The 15,980-nt window shown below is 73.7% G+C and carries 9 protein-coding genes; 6 read left to right on the top strand and 3 right to left on the bottom strand.

Going from position 1 to position 15,980, the window contains the following annotated elements:
- The first annotated feature begins 194 nt into the window (after window positions 1-194).
- Complete coding sequence (locus EV190_RS08010; protein WP_243742451.1) at window positions 195-2,006, top strand: glycoside hydrolase family 15 protein; 1,812 nt, start codon at window positions 195-197, stop codon at window positions 2,004-2,006.
- A 34-nt stretch (window positions 2,007-2,040) separates the two neighbouring features.
- Entirely contained in the window at window positions 2,041-2,790 is a 750-nt protein-coding gene (locus EV190_RS08005) for an MgtC/SapB family protein (RefSeq protein WP_133740844.1), read from the top strand.
- An 11-nt stretch (window positions 2,791-2,801) separates the two neighbouring features.
- Here EV190_RS08005 and EV190_RS08000 read toward each other — a convergent pair whose 3' ends face one another.
- Window positions 2,802-3,875 (bottom strand): MFS transporter, encoded by a 1,074-nt coding sequence (locus EV190_RS08000; RefSeq protein WP_133740843.1) that lies wholly within the window; start codon window positions 3,873-3,875, stop codon window positions 2,802-2,804.
- 261 nt (window positions 3,876-4,136) lie between these two features.
- A complete protein-coding gene (locus EV190_RS07995; RefSeq protein ID WP_133740842.1) occupies window positions 4,137-6,185 on the bottom strand; it encodes a protein kinase domain-containing protein in 2,049 nt (682 codons plus the stop codon).
- Between the two features lie 319 nt (window positions 6,186-6,504).
- Here EV190_RS07995 and EV190_RS07990 point away from each other — a divergent pair, with 319 nt between their 5' ends.
- Together EV190_RS07990 and EV190_RS07985 are read left to right on the top strand one after the other, a co-directional pair.
- On the top strand, window positions 6,505-8,112 hold the full coding sequence (locus EV190_RS07990) for a serine/threonine-protein kinase (protein ID WP_133740841.1): 1,608 nt from the start codon (window positions 6,505-6,507) through the stop codon (window positions 8,110-8,112).
- Between the two features lie 201 nt (window positions 8,113-8,313).
- Window positions 8,314-8,985: a uracil-DNA glycosylase gene (locus EV190_RS07985; RefSeq protein ID WP_133740840.1), complete on the top strand. Its 672-nt coding sequence runs from the start codon at window positions 8,314-8,316 to the stop codon at window positions 8,983-8,985.
- Between the two features lie 43 nt (window positions 8,986-9,028).
- Here the strand turns inward: EV190_RS07985 and EV190_RS07980 are convergent, their stop codons facing one another.
- The gene (locus tag EV190_RS07980; protein WP_133740839.1) at window positions 9,029-9,412 is read right to left on the bottom strand and encodes a VOC family protein; all 384 of its coding nucleotides are present in this window, start codon (window positions 9,410-9,412) and stop codon (window positions 9,029-9,031) included.
- Between the two features lie 136 nt (window positions 9,413-9,548).
- On the opposite strand from EV190_RS07980, the gene EV190_RS07975 reads away from it, so the two are divergent.
- Both EV190_RS07975 and EV190_RS07970 read left to right on the top strand, forming a co-directional pair.
- The gene (locus tag EV190_RS07975; protein ID WP_208113098.1) at window positions 9,549-12,893 is read left to right on the top strand and encodes an NACHT domain-containing protein; all 3,345 of its coding nucleotides are present in this window, start codon (window positions 9,549-9,551) and stop codon (window positions 12,891-12,893) included.
- 127 nt (window positions 12,894-13,020) lie between these two features.
- Window positions 13,021-15,954 (top strand): ATP-binding protein, encoded by a 2,934-nt coding sequence (locus EV190_RS07970; protein WP_133740838.1) that lies wholly within the window; start codon window positions 13,021-13,023, stop codon window positions 15,952-15,954.
- Window positions 15,955-15,980: the final 26 nt, after the last annotated feature.

The raw sequence follows: 15,980 nt of genomic DNA, 5'->3' as shown, positions 1-15,980 counted from the left end.
CCCCTGCGAAACCAGGACTTCACGGGCGTTGTGTTGGGAACGTGACCTACGCGGCGGCCCAGGTTGCAACAGACGGTCCCGGGCATGACTAACGTTGCCTGGAGCAGAGCCAACGGGGGCTCGGGTGTGGCCGTCACACCATCGCGCCCTCCGTATCCGGCTGCCTGTTCGCGTGCATACGATTCGGGATCTTGATGGGGGTGATCGGCGTGTCCGGATTGATCGAGGACTACGCGATGATCGGCGACATGCAGACCGCTGCCCTGGTCGGGCGGGACGGCTCCGTCGACTGGATGTGCATGCCGCACTTCGACTCCCCCGCCTGCTTCACCGCGCTGCTGGGCGACGAGCAGAACGGCAACTGGTGGATCCGCCCCGCCGAGGGCGAGCGCGACGCCACCCGCCGCCGGTACCGCCACGAGACCCTCATCCTCGAGACCGAGTGGGACACCCCCGACGGCACCGTGCGGATCATCGACTTCATGCCCCCGCGCGGCGGCCACCCGCACCTGGTGCGCATCGTCGAGGGCGTGAGCGGGACCGTGCGGATGAGCACCGAGGTCCGGCTGCGCTTCGACTACGGCAACGTCGTGCCGTGGATCCACCGGGTGGACAACGCGGTGGTGGCCGTGGCCGGGCCCGACTCCGCCTGGCTGACCACCCCGGTCCCCCTCGAAGGCCACAACTTCATGCACGACGCGGACTTCACCGTGACCGCGGGCCAGCGCGTGCCGTTCGTGCTGTCCTGGCAGCCCTCCCACGTGGAGGAGAGCGACCACCTGGACGCGGAGAAGGCCCTGTCCCAGACCGAGCGGTTCTGGCGCCAGTGGGTCGACAAGTGCACCTACGAGGGCCAGTACCGCGACGCCGTCGTGCGCTCGCTGATCACCCTCAAAGCGCTCACCTACCGGCCGACCGGCGGCATCGTGGCCGCGCCCACCACCTCGCTGCCCGAGGACCTCGGCGGCGTGCGCAACTGGGACTACCGCTACTGCTGGCTGCGCGACGCCACCATCACCCTGGAGGCGCTGATCCGCAGCGGCTACACCGACGAGGCGCACGCCTGGCGGAGCTGGCTGCTGCGCGCGGTCGCGGGGGAGCCCCAGCACATCCAGATCATGTACGGGGTGCGCGGCGAGCGGCGGCTCTCCGAGTGGGAGGCCGAGTGGCTGCCCGGCTACGAGGGCTCCCGCCCGGTCCGCATCGGCAACGCCGCGGTGGGCCAGTACCAGCTCGACGTGTACGGCGAGGTCATGGACGTGCTGCATCTCGCGACGCGGTCCGGGATGAGCGCCGACGAGCACGTGTGGGGCCTGCAGCGCTCCCTCGTCAACTACCTGGAGTGGTGCTGGGACGAGCCCGACGAGGGCCTGTGGGAGGTCCGCGGACCCCGCCAGCACTTCGTGCACTCCAAGGTCATGGCCTGGGTCGCCGCCGACCGCGCGGTGCGGATGATCGAGGAGCACGGCAAGGAGGGGCCGCTGGAGCGCTGGCGGGCCCTGCGTGACACCATCCACGCCGAGGTGTGCGAGTACGGCTACGACTCCGAGCGCAACACCTTCACCCAGTACTACGGCAGCCACGAACTGGACGCCTCGCTGCTGCTCATCCCCGAGGTGGGCTTCCTGCCCTACGACGACCCGCGCGTGATCGGCACCGTCGAGGCGATCCGCGAGGACCTGATGGTGGACGGCTTCGTGCTGCGCTACCGCACCGACCGCGAGGGCACGGCCGACAAGCTCCCCGGCGACGAGGGCGCGTTCCTGGCGTGCAGCTTCTGGATGGCCAACGCGCTGCTGTCGATCGGCCGGGAGAAGGAGGCCCGCGAGCTGTTCGACCGGCTGCTCGCCCTGCGCAACGACGTCGGGCTGCTGGCCGAGGAGTACGACCCCCGCATCAAGCGCCAGGTCGGCAACTTCCCCCAGGCGTTCAGCCACTTCCCCCTGGTGACCACCGCCCTGAACCTGTCCCACCACGACGGCCACCGGCGCGGCGAAACCGACTGATTCCACGCGGCCGCGCGCGGGTAGCCGGAGAGCCATGCGCGTGACAACGGATATACCGGTCGTCTTCTCCACCAACCTCACAGACCTCGCGGTCCAGGGCTGGCCGCAGGCGCTGGCCCTGTTCAGCGCACTGGTCCTGTGCTCGCTGATCGGGTTGGAGCGGGAGTACCGCAACAAGAGCGCGGGGCTGCGCACGCACACCCTGGTCGGGTTGGGCGCCGCCCTGTTCATGGTGGTCGGCAAGTACGGTTTCGGCGACGTCCTCGACGAGGGGGCCGTGATGCTGGACCCCTCCCGGGTCGCCGGGCAGATCGTCTCGGGGATCGGCTTCATCGGGGCCGGGCTGATCTTCGTGCGCCGCGACATGGTGCGCGGTCTCACCACCGCCGCGGTCGTGTGGATATCGGCCGCCGTCGGCACCGCGTGCGGCGCGGGCCTCTGGCTGGTCGGGGCGTACGTGACGGCCGCTCACTTCCTCGTCGTGTTCGGCTACCCGCCGCTGCTGCGGCTGCTCACCCGCGCCGCGCCCGGGCCCTCGCTCCTCCAGGTCAACTACGAGGACGGCCGGGGGGCGCTGCGGTCCATCCTGTCGACGGCCACCGACCAGGGGTTCGTGGTGTACGAGGTGAACACCCAGCGCCGGGACGAGCGCGAGCGCCTGGCGACCATCGACCTGGCCCTGCGGGTGCGCGGCAAACCCGACGTCAACCGGCTCGCCGCGTCACTCTCCGAGACCGAGGGGGTGCGCCGGGTGCGCGTGGCCGAACCCGACGGGGGCGAGTAGGCGGCCGGGGGTCAGGACCGTCCGGGCCGCCTTCCCCGCAGGAGCAGCGCCATGACCAGGTACGGCACCGCGGCCACCGCGAAGAGCGGCCCCGGGGACGTCCAGACCGACCCCAGCGCGTAGGCGGCGTAGGTCAGCACGGCCACCACCTCCGAGCCGAAGCCCGCCATCGAGGTGACCGTCGCCCGCGCCCGGTCCGCCACGCGCGCCTGCAGGCGCGCGTCGGCGGCCGCGCCCGACCACTCGAAGACCCCGAAGGCCACGGCCACGAGCACCATGCCCGCCGGGTGGCCGGACCCCGCTCCGACCGCCAGGCAGAGCGCCGCCGCGGCCAGCGCGGGGGCTGTCCAGCGCGTGCCGCGTCCGGCGAGCCAGCCGCCCGCCACGTTCCCCACCGCCACCAGCAGGACCAGCAGCGGCACGGTCGCGGCGCCCACCCCGGTGGCCCGCGCGAGCAGGGGGAGGTACTCGTCCAGCGCGCCCCACACCCCCGTGAGCACCGCCACGAGGACCAGCGCGCCGCGCACCCCGGGGCTTTCCCGCACCTCGGCCAGGCCGTCGCGGAACACCTCCGAGTAGCTCCCGGCCCGCTCGGAACCGCCCCGCGACTCGGGCAGCGCCCATCCCGCCAGCGCCCCGGCCAGGGTCGCCGCGATGCTCGCGATCCCCACCGCCGGGTAGCCGCCCGCGGCCAGGACGGGGGCGGCCAGGGCTGTCGCCAGCAGGACCGCCGTCGTGCCGACCGCCTGGGAGCGGCCGATGAGACGCGCGTACCCGTCGGACGCGCCCGCCCGGGCCAGCTCCTCGTAGACGAGCGCCTGCAGCGTGCCCGAGCGCAGCGCGCCGCCCGCGCCCCACAGCACGAAGCCCAGCGCGAAGGCGGGGTAGGAGGGGAGGAAGGTCCACAGCGCGTATCCCGCCCCGGTCAGAAGGGGCGCGACCGTCAGCAGACGCCTGCGCGAGAAGGTGTCGGCCCACAGGCCCGACGGCACCTCGAGCACGAACGAGGTGACCGACCAGACGACGAACAGCGAGGAGATCTGCGCGGCGGAGAGCCCGGTGTCGGCGAACAGCAGCGCGTACACCGGGTAGAGGAGGACGAGGTCCTCGAGGAACGCGTAGGCGTAGAGCCCGCGCGCGAGTCCGGACTCGGGGGAGGGTCAATGTCGCCAGGTCATACCCGGCATCCTAAGGCCCCGGGCTGCGGGAAGGCGTCCGTTTCCTGGCGCTCTCTCCGGTGATCTTGACCTTTCCGGGGTCTCAGAAACGGTTGAGACCCCGGAAAGGTCAAGATCACCGGGAGGAACGGACACCGTGGCGGGGCCAACCCCAGCGCCGGAGCTTCCCTACTTGGTGAGCCTGGGGTCGCCCCACACCGCGGTCATGTCGGCGTCCTCGCAGTCGGCGCCCGGCTCGACCTGGAGGCGCATCCGCAGCCCCCCGGTGACGTCGACGTCCACCTCCAGCTCGGTGCCGAGCTTGGCGGTCTCGCTGTACAGCTCCTCGCCGTCCACGATCACGCTGAAGGTGATCGAGGCGTCGGCGTCGGAGGTGTCGCTCAACCCGACGACCGAGTCGAAGCCCGTCCAGGAGCGGTCCAGGTTGTACTCGCTCCACTGCTGGTCGGAGTAGCAGTCCAGGTCGTCGACCAGCGCCCGCGTGTACGTCTCGGTGTTGACGTTCACGTTGCCCCTCTCCAGCTCGCCCCCGTAGGAGGAGTCGACGCCGTCCATCGTGGCCAGGTACCGCTCGTCGCTCTCGGGCCGCACCGGCGCCTCGGAGGCCGGGGCTCCCGGGGACGGGTCGGAGGTCCCGGGCTGCGAGGCCGCGGACTGCTCCTCCCCCGCCTGCTCCGCCCCCGGGCTCGATTCCGGTACGACGGCGGCCGCGTTGGTCCGCTCCCACCAGTCCATGACGTAGACGGTCCCGACCGAGGCCCCGGCCATCGCCAGCACGACGACGACCGCCGTTCCGATGATCAGCGGCTTCCTGGACTTCTTCCGGACCGGACGCCCCCCGCCGCCGATCTCGTGCGTGGACGCCCACGCCTGCTGCGGGCCGCTGGGCGGACCGGGCACCGGGGGCACCGGGGGCATCGGGGCCGTGGGCATCGAACCGGAGTGCTGCTGCTGGGGCTGCGGCGGAGGAGGCGGCGCCGGGACGCCGCGCAGCCCGCCGACCGGACGCTGCGGTCCCGGGCCGCCAAACTGCGTGTTCTGCGGCGGCACGCCCGACGGCGGCCCCGCGGGGGCTCCCTGGCCGGGACCGCTCGGCAGCCCGCCGGACGCGCTCTGGGCCGGCTGGGCGGGCCTGCTCTGCGGCGGCGGCCCGCTCACCCGGGGCCCCGCGGGGGGCTGGACGGGCGCCTCGGCGGACCGCGCCTCCTGGTCAAGGACGCCTCCGGGCGCCTCGGCGGGTCGCCCCCCGGTCGGTTCCGCGGGGCCGCTCCACGGGGCCGACCCCGCCGCGGTCGACGCCGTCCCCGGGTCGGACACCGGCCCGCTCCACGGGGCGGAGGTGCTGACCGAGCGGACCGCCTTGATCCAGTCCAGCGCGGCGGGGCGCGCGGCGGCCTCGGCGGAGAACATGGCCATGACGCGCTCGCGCTGGTCGGGACCTGCCGTGGCCATGACCGGCAACTCTCCGAAGGCCGCGCGCAGCTGCTCGGGCGAGGGCGGCGGCTCGATCCCGGACAGCGCGAAGTAGACGATCGCGCCGAAGGCGTACCGGTCGCCGGCCGGGGAGTACTCCCCGTTGAAGATCTCGGGAGCCGCGTAGCCGGGGGTGAACCACGGCCGCGCGGTGAGGTGCCGGGCGGCGATCCTGCTGAGGCCGAAGTCCACCAGGATGGCCTGGCCGTCCTCGTTGATCATGACGTTGCCGGGCGAGAGGTCCCCGTGCACGACCGGGCGCTTGGACGGGGTGGCCCTGCCCGAGTGCAGCACGTCCAGGACCTCGGCGACCTGCTCCAGGTAGCCCAGCGCCACGCGCTGGCCCCTGGGCCCGTCCACGGCGTGCTCGGCCCGCCAGTCGCGCAGGTCCACACCCTCCACGTAGTTCATGACGAGGTAGAGCGCGCGGTCGGCCAGCTCCCCCGACGTGCCCTCCCGGTGCTCGGGCGCCCCCTCGAAGTGCTCGCGCACGCCGACCACACCGAGGCGGGTGATGAAGCGCAGCAGTTCGGCCTGCTCGCTCCACCGGCCGCTGAGCTCCGCGAACTGCTCGGGGGTGGCGGCGACGTCCGCGTTGAGGACCTTCACCACGACCGGCTCGGTCTGGCCGGCCAGGGTCACCTCGGCGAGGTAGAGCGTGGCCTCACCGCCCCGTCCCACCGACCGGACCAGGCGGTACTTGTCCGGCTGGGAGTCCGGACCGACATAAAGCGCAGAGCTCACGGGACTATCCACTTCCGCTTCGGGGGCCGACTGCGCGCGGTGGCCGCGGGCCCCGTCCGGGAAGGGACCCCTTCGGGCGCCCCCGCGCGGCCCGCAAGGCGGCGCTCGCGGGCCGGTCCGCGAGGACCGCCCGGTTCACCGCGAGCATCACTCTGGGGGCCGCGAGCCCGGAACGGATTCCCGAACACACCCGCGCGCGGAGATCACGATAGACCGCGCGCATAACGATCCGAGCCTCTTCCCCGTCTGACAACCCGATTCGGCCCGATCCGGCCACCGCCCGATACGGTGGCGCTCCGGGGTTCTACTGGAGGGTGACGTGGCGCGACGCGTACTGGACGGCCGGTACCGGTTGACCGAGAGACTGGGCATCGGCGGCATGGGCGAGGTCTGGCGGGGGGTCGACGAGCGGCTGGACCGACCCGTCGCGGTGAAACTGGTCCGCCCCGAACTCGTCGAGACCGACGACACCGTCGCGCGCTTCCGGCGGGAGGCCCGGGTGACCGCCCGGCTCGCCGGGCATCCCAACATCGTCATCCTCTACGACTACGGCACCGACTCCGACACGGTGTACGCGGTCATGGAGCTGGTCGAGGGCCTCCCCCTGAACAGGGTCCTGCGCGACCGGGGCCCGCTTCCGGTCCCGCTGGCCGCCCGCTGGGGCGCGCAGGTGTGCGCGGGGCTGTCCGCCGCGCACACCTCGGGGATCGTGCACCGCGACATCAAGCCGGGCAACCTCATGGCGGTCGGCTCCGACGCCCCGGACGGCGGAACCGTCAAGGTGCTGGACTTCGGCATCGCGGGCTTCCACGAGGCCGCCCTCCAGAGCAGGCGACTCACCCGGACCGGGGACCTGATCGGCACCCCGCTGTACATGTCGCCCGAGCAGATCCAGGCGCTGCCCGTGGGGGCGCCGGGCGACCTGTACTCCTTCGGGGCGGTGCTGTTCCAGATGCTGACCGGCCGGCCGCCCTTCGAGGGCCGCGACCCGATGCCGGTGCTGCGGATGCACCTGATGGAGCCGCCGCCCCCGCCCTCGGCGCTGCGCCCGGACCTGCCCCCCGAGCTCGCCGGACTCGTGCTGGCGCTCCTGGCCAAGGCCCCCGGGCAGCGGCCGGGCAGCGCCGACGAGGTGCGCGCGCGGCTGCTGTCCTTCGCGGCCGCCGAGGCGCCCGCCGCGCGGGAGGCCGCTCCGGCGAGGAGGCCGACCGAGCCGGTCCCGCCGGTGGACCCCGCGCGGCGCCGGAGGCTGGACGCGGCCCTGGAGGAGGCGCGGGGCGCCGCCGCCGACGGAGACCTCGACGAGGCCGTGCGGCGCGTCGGCGCGCTGCTGGACGAGCTGGACGCGGTGTACGGCGCGGAGCATCCGGAGTCCCTCAAGGCGCGCCGCCGCCACGCGTACCTGACCGGCAAGGCGGGGTATCCGGACCGCGCCGCCGCGCTGCTCGGGGAGCTGCTGCCCGTCCTGGACCGGGTCTACGGCCGCGGCCACCCCGAGACCCAGACCGTCCGCCACTACCAGGCCGTCAACACCGGCCGGGCGGGCAGGCGCGCCGAGGCCGCCGCCCAGCGCGAGGACCTGCTGGTCGACCTGGTCGCCGCGCACGGGCCGGACTCCTCCAGGGTGCTGACCAACCGCCTGTACCTGGCCTTCGACGTCGGCGAGTCCGGCGACCACCCGCACGCCGTGGCCCTGCTGGAGGCGCTCGTCCCGGACATGGCCCGCGTTCTGGGCCCCGACGCCTCCGACACCCTCACCGCCCGCCACTACCTGGCCGCCTACACCGGTTTCGCGGGCCGCCCGCACGAGGCGGCCCGCCACTACCACGAGCTCCTCGCCGACCACATCCGCCTGTACGGCGCCGCCGACCCCCGCACCGCCAGGACCAGGTCCCGCCTGACCCGCTGGCAGGACCGGACGCGCTAGGGAGTCTCCGGCGCGGGATGATTCGCGTGCCGGTGCTTCGGGTGGGTCCTTCGGCCCCACGCCACGCGGATCGTGGCCTTTCCGGGGTCTCGGAGGCGGTTGAGGCCCCGGAAAGGCCACGATCGGCGGGAGAACGGACAGCGGGAGCGGATGCGGTGGAACCGCCGCCGCTGTCCCCGTCCGCCGCTAGGGTTCTGAGCCATGTCGAGACCGTTGAACGAGATCATGGAGAGCGGCTGGGCCGAGGCTCTGGAGCCGGTGGCCGACCGCGTCGCCCGGATGGGCGACTTCCTGCGCAAGGAGGTCGCCGAGGGCCGCACCTACCTGCCCGCCGGGGAGAACGTGCTGCGCGCGTTCCAGCAGCCCTTCGACGACGTGCGGGTGCTCTTGGTGGGCCAGGACCCCTACCCCACGCCCGGCAACGCCGTGGGGCTGAGCTTCTCCGTGTCTCCCGACGCCAAGCTGCCCGGCAGCCTGCGCAACATCTTCACCGAGTACACCCAGGACCTCGGCCTGCCGATGCCGTCGAACGGGGACCTGACCCCCTGGACCGAGCGCGGGGTGCTGCTGCTCAACAGGGTTCTGACGGTCGCGCCGCGCAAGTCCGGCGCGCACCGGGGCAAGGGCTGGGAGGAGGTCACCGACCAGGCGATCCGGGCGCTGGCCGCGCGCGACAAGCCGATGGTGGCCATCCTGTGGGGGCGCGACGCCCGCAACCTTCGTCCGCTCATGCCGAACGTGCCGTGCGTGGAGTCCACCCACCCGAGCCCGATGTCGGCGCACAACGGCTTCTTCGGCTCGCGCCCGTTCAGCAAGGCCAACGCCCTGCTGGAGAAGCAGGGAGTCGAACCGATGGACTGGCGCCTGCCGTAGCCGCCGGCCGCACGGCCTCGGCGTGGAGCGCCGGGGCCGCCCGTCAGCGTTCGAGTTCGGCGTCCCCCAGCTCGACGCAGAACTCGTTGTTCTCGGGGTCGGCGAGCACCACCCAGCCCCGGCCATCGGGGGTCCGGTGGTCGGACAGGAACGCGGCGCCGAGCCCGATCAGCCGCTCCACCTCCCCGTCCCGGGTGGCCTCCCCGCCGGGCCCGAGGTCCAGGTGCAGGCGGTTCTTGGCCGCCTTTCCCTCGGGGACGCGCAGGAACAGGAGCCCCGGCTCGCCGTCGGCGGCGCTGATGGACGCCTCGTCGCCCCCGGGCCCGGAGTCGGGGTCGATGGAGCGCCCGAGGGCCCTGGACCAGAACTCCGCGAGCGCGTAGGGGTCGGCGCAGTCGAAGGTGACGGCACGGATCAGCGACGGCATCATCGCCTCCTTGGGGGTGATCTGGGGGGAAACGTCGACCGCATTGGCTAGTGCCCGGTGACGAGTTTGGGCAATCGTCACGTTCTGGACACAATGAGATCCCGCACCCGCAGCCGTCGGAAGGCGACCCCCCGTGGTGAAGAAGACCCTTTCCTACACCGATGCCCTGCGCGTCCTCGGCAAGGACGACTCGGCGCTCCTGGACTTCGCCGAGAGGCTGGCCGACGGCACGCTGGGGATGCTGGGGGTCCCCGACCTGTTCGGCCTGCGTGAACAGGTGCTGCGGCACGGCCGCGAGGCTATCACCGGGATGCGGGAGAAGATCACCGGGGTGAGCCGGTGGGACCGCACCGAGCGGATCGAGGCGGCCAACCAGATCCTGCGGATCACGGCGTTCTTCGAGGCCCTGGGCGAGGTCCTGGACCAGCCGGGGTCGCCCCTGAAGCCGGCAGACCTGGAGTTCACCAGGGACGAGCAGTACGCGCTGCTCACGGACGCGGTGAACGGGTACGGCCTCGCCCCCGCCCCCCTGCCGCCCGCCGCGCACGGGGACGGGTCCGCGCTCGCCGTGTGGTCCCCCGAGGCCTCCGTGCTCCCCTTCGTCCGCGGCCTTGCGGTGTGGGAGGGGCTCAGCGACACCGCCCGGGGGCGGGTCGAGGACTCCCTGGCCCCTCTGCCCGCCCTCGCCCAGCGCCGCTACGCCGAGTCGTACCGAAAACTCGCCGCCGACGTACCGGAATTCGGCGTCTGGGCGAACCTGGCCGAGCACGACGAAACCCGGAAGCACGTCGACGAGATGCGCGTCGGGCTCGCGGGGATGGAGGAGCTGCTGCGGGGCACGCTCGCCGCCCCGGGCACCCGGCGCAGGCTCACCGAGCTCGAACGGTACTACCAGGCGGTCCTGGACAAGCCGATGCTGCCCTCGGTCGAGGCCCCCGAGGGCGCGGTGCTGCCCCCGGTCCGCCACGCCTACCTGAACCTGGGCGGACGGCTGCGGTTCACCGGGCCCAACGCGCAGCCGTCCGCCGACGACTGGTGGGAGAAGGCGCACCGCTACGACGACCTCCAGCCGCTGCTGGTCTCGCTGCTGACCCAGCGCGACTGCCACCTCCGGCCGATCGTGCTGCTGGGCCATCCCGGGGCGGGCAAGTCCCAGCTCACCCGGATGCTCGCCGCCCGGCTGCCCTCCGGCGACTTCCTGCCGCTGCGGGTGAAGCTGCGCTCGGTGCAGGCCGACGCGCCGATCCGCGTCCAGGTCGAGGAGGGGGTCTCGGCCACCCTGAACACCCGCGTCTCCTGGCGCGAGCTGTGCGACTCCGCGCCCGGAGCGCTGCCCGTGGTGATCCTGGACGGCTTCGACGAGCTGCTCCAGGCCACCGGGGTGAACCGGTCGGACTACCTGGAGCAGGTCCAGCAGTTCCAGGAGCGGCAGGCCGACATGGGCAGCCCGGTCGCGGTGATCGTCACCAGCCGCACCGTGGTCGCCGAGCGCGCCCGCTTCCCCGCGCGCACGCCGGTCATCAGGCTGGCCCCTTTCGACGAGGACCGGATCAGGCGGCTGCTGGGGGTCTGGAACAGGGCCAACACCGCCCAGCTCACCGCGCGCGGCCTGCGCCCGCTGCCACTGGAGACGGCGCTGCGCTACCGGGAGCTCGCCGAGCAGCCGCTGCTGCTGCTCATGCTGCTGGTCTTCGACACCGACGCCAACGCGCTCCAGCAGGGCGGGGCCGCGTTCGGGCGCGGCGAGCTGTACGAGCGGCTGCTCACCGCGTTCGCCGAGCGCGAGGTGCGCAAGCACCACTCCCACCTGGACGCGGACGGCCTGAGCCGGGCGGTCGAGGACGAGTTGCGCCGCCTGGAGGTCGTGGCCATGGCGATGTTCGTCCGGCACCGGCAGTCGGTGACCTCCGACGAGCTCGGCGGGGACCTCTCGGCGCTGTTCCCCGAGACCGCCGTGCACGTGGCCGACCCCGGTCTGGGCGGCCGGATCGCCCCCGCCGACCAGGTGCTGGGCCGCTTCTTCTTCGTGCACGAGGCCGGCGCCGTCCAACGGGACGGGCGCCGCAGCGTGTACGAGTTCCTGCACGCCACCTTCGGCGAGTACCTGGTGGCCCGCACCCTCGTCAACGAGCTCTCCGACCTGGTGGCCGACCGCGAGCACGCCGCGCGCAGGCGCTCCCCCGCCCCGCTGGACACCAGCCGGTTCTACGCGCTGTCCTCGTTCGCCGCGATCGCGGGGCGCGCCGCCGTCGTGGAGTTCGCCGCCGACCTGCTCGAGCGGCGCGTCGGCGGGGACCGGGCCGCGTACCGCGCCCTCCTGGTGGAGCTGTTCCAGGCCGCGCCGTACCCGCGCACCGGGCAGTCCGTGCTCGACTACCAGCCGTACCGGGCGACCGTCGTGCAGCGCCTGGCCGCCCACACCGCCAACCTGGTGACCCTGCTGGTACTGGTCGCCGACGAGGTGGACCTGGCCGAGCTGTACCCGGGCTCGGCCCGCCCGTGGCAGGACTGGCGGGACGTCTCGGGCGTCTGGCGCGCCATGCCCGGCGACCAGTGGCACGGCTTCCTGGACACCGTGCGCGTTCGGCATCTGGGCTTCTGGGAGAACATCGGGGCCAGGACCGTGCTGTGCCGCGAGCCCGAGGACCCGGTGAACGTGGGCGAGTGCGTGGGCTTCGAGCTGCGCTCCGACGTCGCCGAGGCGCTGGACGTCACCAACCCCTACGACATCACCGTCCCCTACGACGGGATCACCTCGCGGCTGCTGCGGTCGATGGCGACGCGCGCGCACGGCTCGGTGAGCCGCGCCGTGCTGATGCTGGGGCCCTACCTGAAGCACGTGGGAACGGACCTGGGGAGCTGGCTGCTCGACGATCCCGACCCGGCCTCGGCGGACCCGGCGGCCGTGGACCTGGACGCGTCGATCCCCCCGCACGGCTCCCTCCGGACGGGAAAGGTCGCGTGGACGGAGGTCAACGACGTGCTCGAACTGCGTCTGGCACCGGTCGGCTCCGCGGGCAGCCTCTTCTCCGACCGCAGGAGGAACCTCCGGTACATGCGGCTGCTGTTCGGAAACGACCGGCTGGGACGCCTGGAGCTGACCGTGCTGCGCCAGGCCGCGGAGGACTTCGGCTACTTCGCGCGCTTTCTCTCGTCCTCCGGCGGGGAGGACTACAGCCCTCCGGCGGAGATCTCCCTCGGCCTCCTGCGCGAGACGGTCTCGGGGTACCTGCGCAGGGTCACCTCCGTCGTCAGCGGCCCCCTGCTCTCCAGCAGGCACGTCAGGCCTGTTCTGGATGCGCTCCGGCCCCATTTGCAGGCGTCCGAAGACCTCGACCGCGTCTGCGGCCTCGCCGCCGCCAACGACCTCCTCGATGACTCCGACGTCACCCGTGAACTCCCCTCCGGCCAGTGGAGGAGCACCGGCGGACCTTCTCAGGGAGAGAACGGCGGCCCCTCCCGCTCCTCCGGATCCGCCTGAGAAAAATCCCCAAAGCACGCCAAACCAGCGCGACACCAGTCATGATGGTCCCGGCAAGCTCGGCAGACCCCCGCCGAGGGGCCGTTCCTCGACAACCCCGGGCCTCCGGTTACCTCTCGGTGGTGGCATGCGCGAACCCGTCCGGTACTGCGACGCGATCCGTCTCCTCGGCGCGGACGACGCGCGCGTGGTCGGTCTCGTCGACCGGCTGACCGGTGACGAGGGCACGGACCTGCTCGACGCGCGCACCCACCTCGTGGGGTTCGCGCACCGGGTGCTGAACCGGTTGGACCGGGAGGCGCACCTGCTCAGCCGGGTGGAGCGCACCCGGCGGATCGCGGCGGCGCACAGCGTCATCGTGGTGACGGCGTTCTTCGAGGCGCTGGACGACACCGAGCTCCCGTTCCGCCTCGGCGGCGGCCTGGACGAGACCGCGGCCTCGGGGGTCGCCGACCACAAGCGGCTCGGCGGGTTCGTGGCGCTGCTCGTGGTGTCCGCCCCGCCGCTGCCGCGCCCCCAGCGCGCGACCGCCGACGGGCGCGCCCGCGTTCGCCGCTTCTACCTGCGGCGCTGCAAGCAGCTGCCCTCGGTGCTGCGCGACATGCCGCTGTGGGAGGAGCTGGACGAGGCGCACCGCGACGCGATCGCGGACCGCCTCGGCTCCGCGCTCGCGGACCGCTGCGTGCGCCGCTACGAGGAGCTGCGGGACAAGCTCGCCGCGAGCTTCCCCGAGTTCGGCGCGTGGGCCTCGCTGCACACCGCGCGGCCCCGGCACGCGACGCTGCCCGAGACCCCGATCGGACTGACCCGGTTGCAGCACCGGCTCCAGTCGATCAGCACCGGCCGGGTGCCCAGCGCCGTCCGGGGCGCGCTGGCCCGCTCGCACCAGGAGCGGTTGAACGCCCCCGTCCCCTCGCAGGCGGGCGGCACGCACGTGCCTCCGCTGGCCGTCTCCTACGTGAACCCGTGCTTCCGCGCCGCCGAGGTCACCCCCGCGGCGCTGCCGCACGACGAGTCCTGGTGGCACGGGCACTCGGCGCCCCGCGATGACCTGGCCGAGTTCCTGATCGGCCACGTCACCTCGCCGCGCGCGCTCACCCACCCGCTGGTGGTGCTGGGGCCCGCCGGGTCGGGCAAGTCGACGCTGACCGCGCTCCTGGCCGCGCGGCTGCCCGAGAGCGACTTCACGGCGGTGCGCGTCAGCTGCCGCGACCTGCCCGAGGACGCGGGGCCGCACGCCCTGGCCGACCGGCTCGACCACGCCCTGGCCGCCGCGGGCGGCGGGAACTGCGACGCGCTGCCGGTGCTGGTCCTGGACGGGCTGGAGGAGCTGACCACCTGTTCGAGCGCCTCGCGCAGCGGCCTGCTGGAGGGGATGGCACGGTTCCAGCGCGAGCGCGCCGCCGGACCCGACCCGGTGGCGGTCGTGCTGACCTGCCGGGACTCCACCGCCGCCCGGGTGCGGTTCCCCGCGGACAGCGTCGCGGTGCGGCTGGAGGACTTCACCGACGCCCAGCTCGCGACGTGGCTGGACCTGTGGAACCGGGTCAACGCCAGCCACTTCCACCACAACGGGGTGCTGCCGCTGGACCGGGGGGTGCTGGACCCGCACCTTCCCCTGGCGCGGCGTCCGCTGCCCCTGCTGCTGCTCGCGGTGTACGACGGCGTGGGCAACGCGCTGCGCCGCCTGAGCGCCCCGCTGCGCGAGACCGCGCTGTACGAGCGCTGGCTGCGCATGCTCGCCGACATCGCGGACCGCGCCGACCCGGCGGCCACCGGGCGTCCGGTCGCCGCCGTGAGCGACCCGGCGGTGCGCTCGGGGCGGATCGAGCTGGCCCTGCTGACCGCGTCGCTGATGGCCGTGTCCCTGTTCAACCGGCCGGGCCGGGGGGTGGGCGAGGAGACCGTGGCCGCGGACCGGGCCGAGCTCGTGCGCTGGCCGTCGAACTACGCGCGGCCGCTGGACCCCCTGCGACTGGGCTGCGTGACGCGCGACGCCGGCGGCCCCCCGGGCGGACCGCCCGGTGTGGCGTTCACCGACCCGGTGCTGGGCGACTACCTGGTGGCGCGGCTGGTCGCCGAGGAGCTGGCGGAGCTGGCCGAGGCGCGCGTGCGCGAGCTGCGCTCGGTCCGCCCCGCTCCCCTGGACGACTCGTTCCTGTACGCGCTGCTGTCCTTCACCCCGCTGTCGGTGTCGGGCGAGGTGCCGCGCTTCCTCTCCGAGCGGCTGCGGCTGCTCGCCCCCGGGGTGCGCGACGAGCTGCGGCTGGCACTGGCCGAACTGCTGCGCGACGCGGGGCGGCACCGGCGCGAGGCGCACTACGGCGGCTACCGGCCCGCGGAGCCGGGCGACGCGGCGCGCGACGCGGTGTACACGGCGAATCTGATGCTGGCGCTGGTGGCGGTGCACGGCGGCGGGGTTCCGCTGCGGGCGCTCTTCGGCCGGGACGCCCCGGTGCGGTGGCGGTCGCTGGCGCACCTGTGGAAGTCGCAGCTGCCGCCCGAGCAGTGGACGGGCCTGACGCACGCGCTGGAGGTCCGCTGGGAGGGCGGCGCGCTCGTGGTGCACCCGGACGGCGGCGCGCCACTGGAGGCCGACCCGGGCACGCAGACCGACCTGGGGCCCGTGGCGCGCGACGCGGCGCTGCTCGCCGACACCGGGACGCAGCGGCTGCTGCACGCGCTGGAGCCGCTGACCCGGCTGTTCGGCGGGGACGTGACGGCGCGGCCGCCCGGCGGGGTGTCCGGCGCGGGCGCGCTGCTGACGCTGGCGTTCGGTTCGGCCGAGACCGGTGACGAGGAGCTGGTCGCCTGCTACGGGCAGGCGTTCGCCATGGCCGACGGCCTGGCCTCGGACGACCGGCTGCGGTTCACCGTGTTCCTGCTGCGCCAGCTGCGCGGCCACGTCCACCGGCTCGGCGCGCGCCTGGTCCCGGTCGCCACCCGCCACGTCCGCCCGATCGGCGTCGCCAGGAGCGCCCGCGCCTCGGTGCGCCGCCTGGCCGACGAGCACAACGACCACGTGGAGGCGATCCGCGGCGTCCTGGCGGGCCGTTGGTAGCCGATGGTCCCGACCCCGGGGTCGGG

The sequence above is a fragment of the Actinorugispora endophytica genome (assembly GCF_004363075.1).
Taxonomy (GTDB): domain Bacteria; phylum Actinomycetota; class Actinomycetes; order Streptosporangiales; family Streptosporangiaceae; genus Actinorugispora; species Actinorugispora endophytica.
Note: the sequence above shows the minus strand (reverse complement) of the source record. Positions and strands in the feature narration are given on the sequence as shown.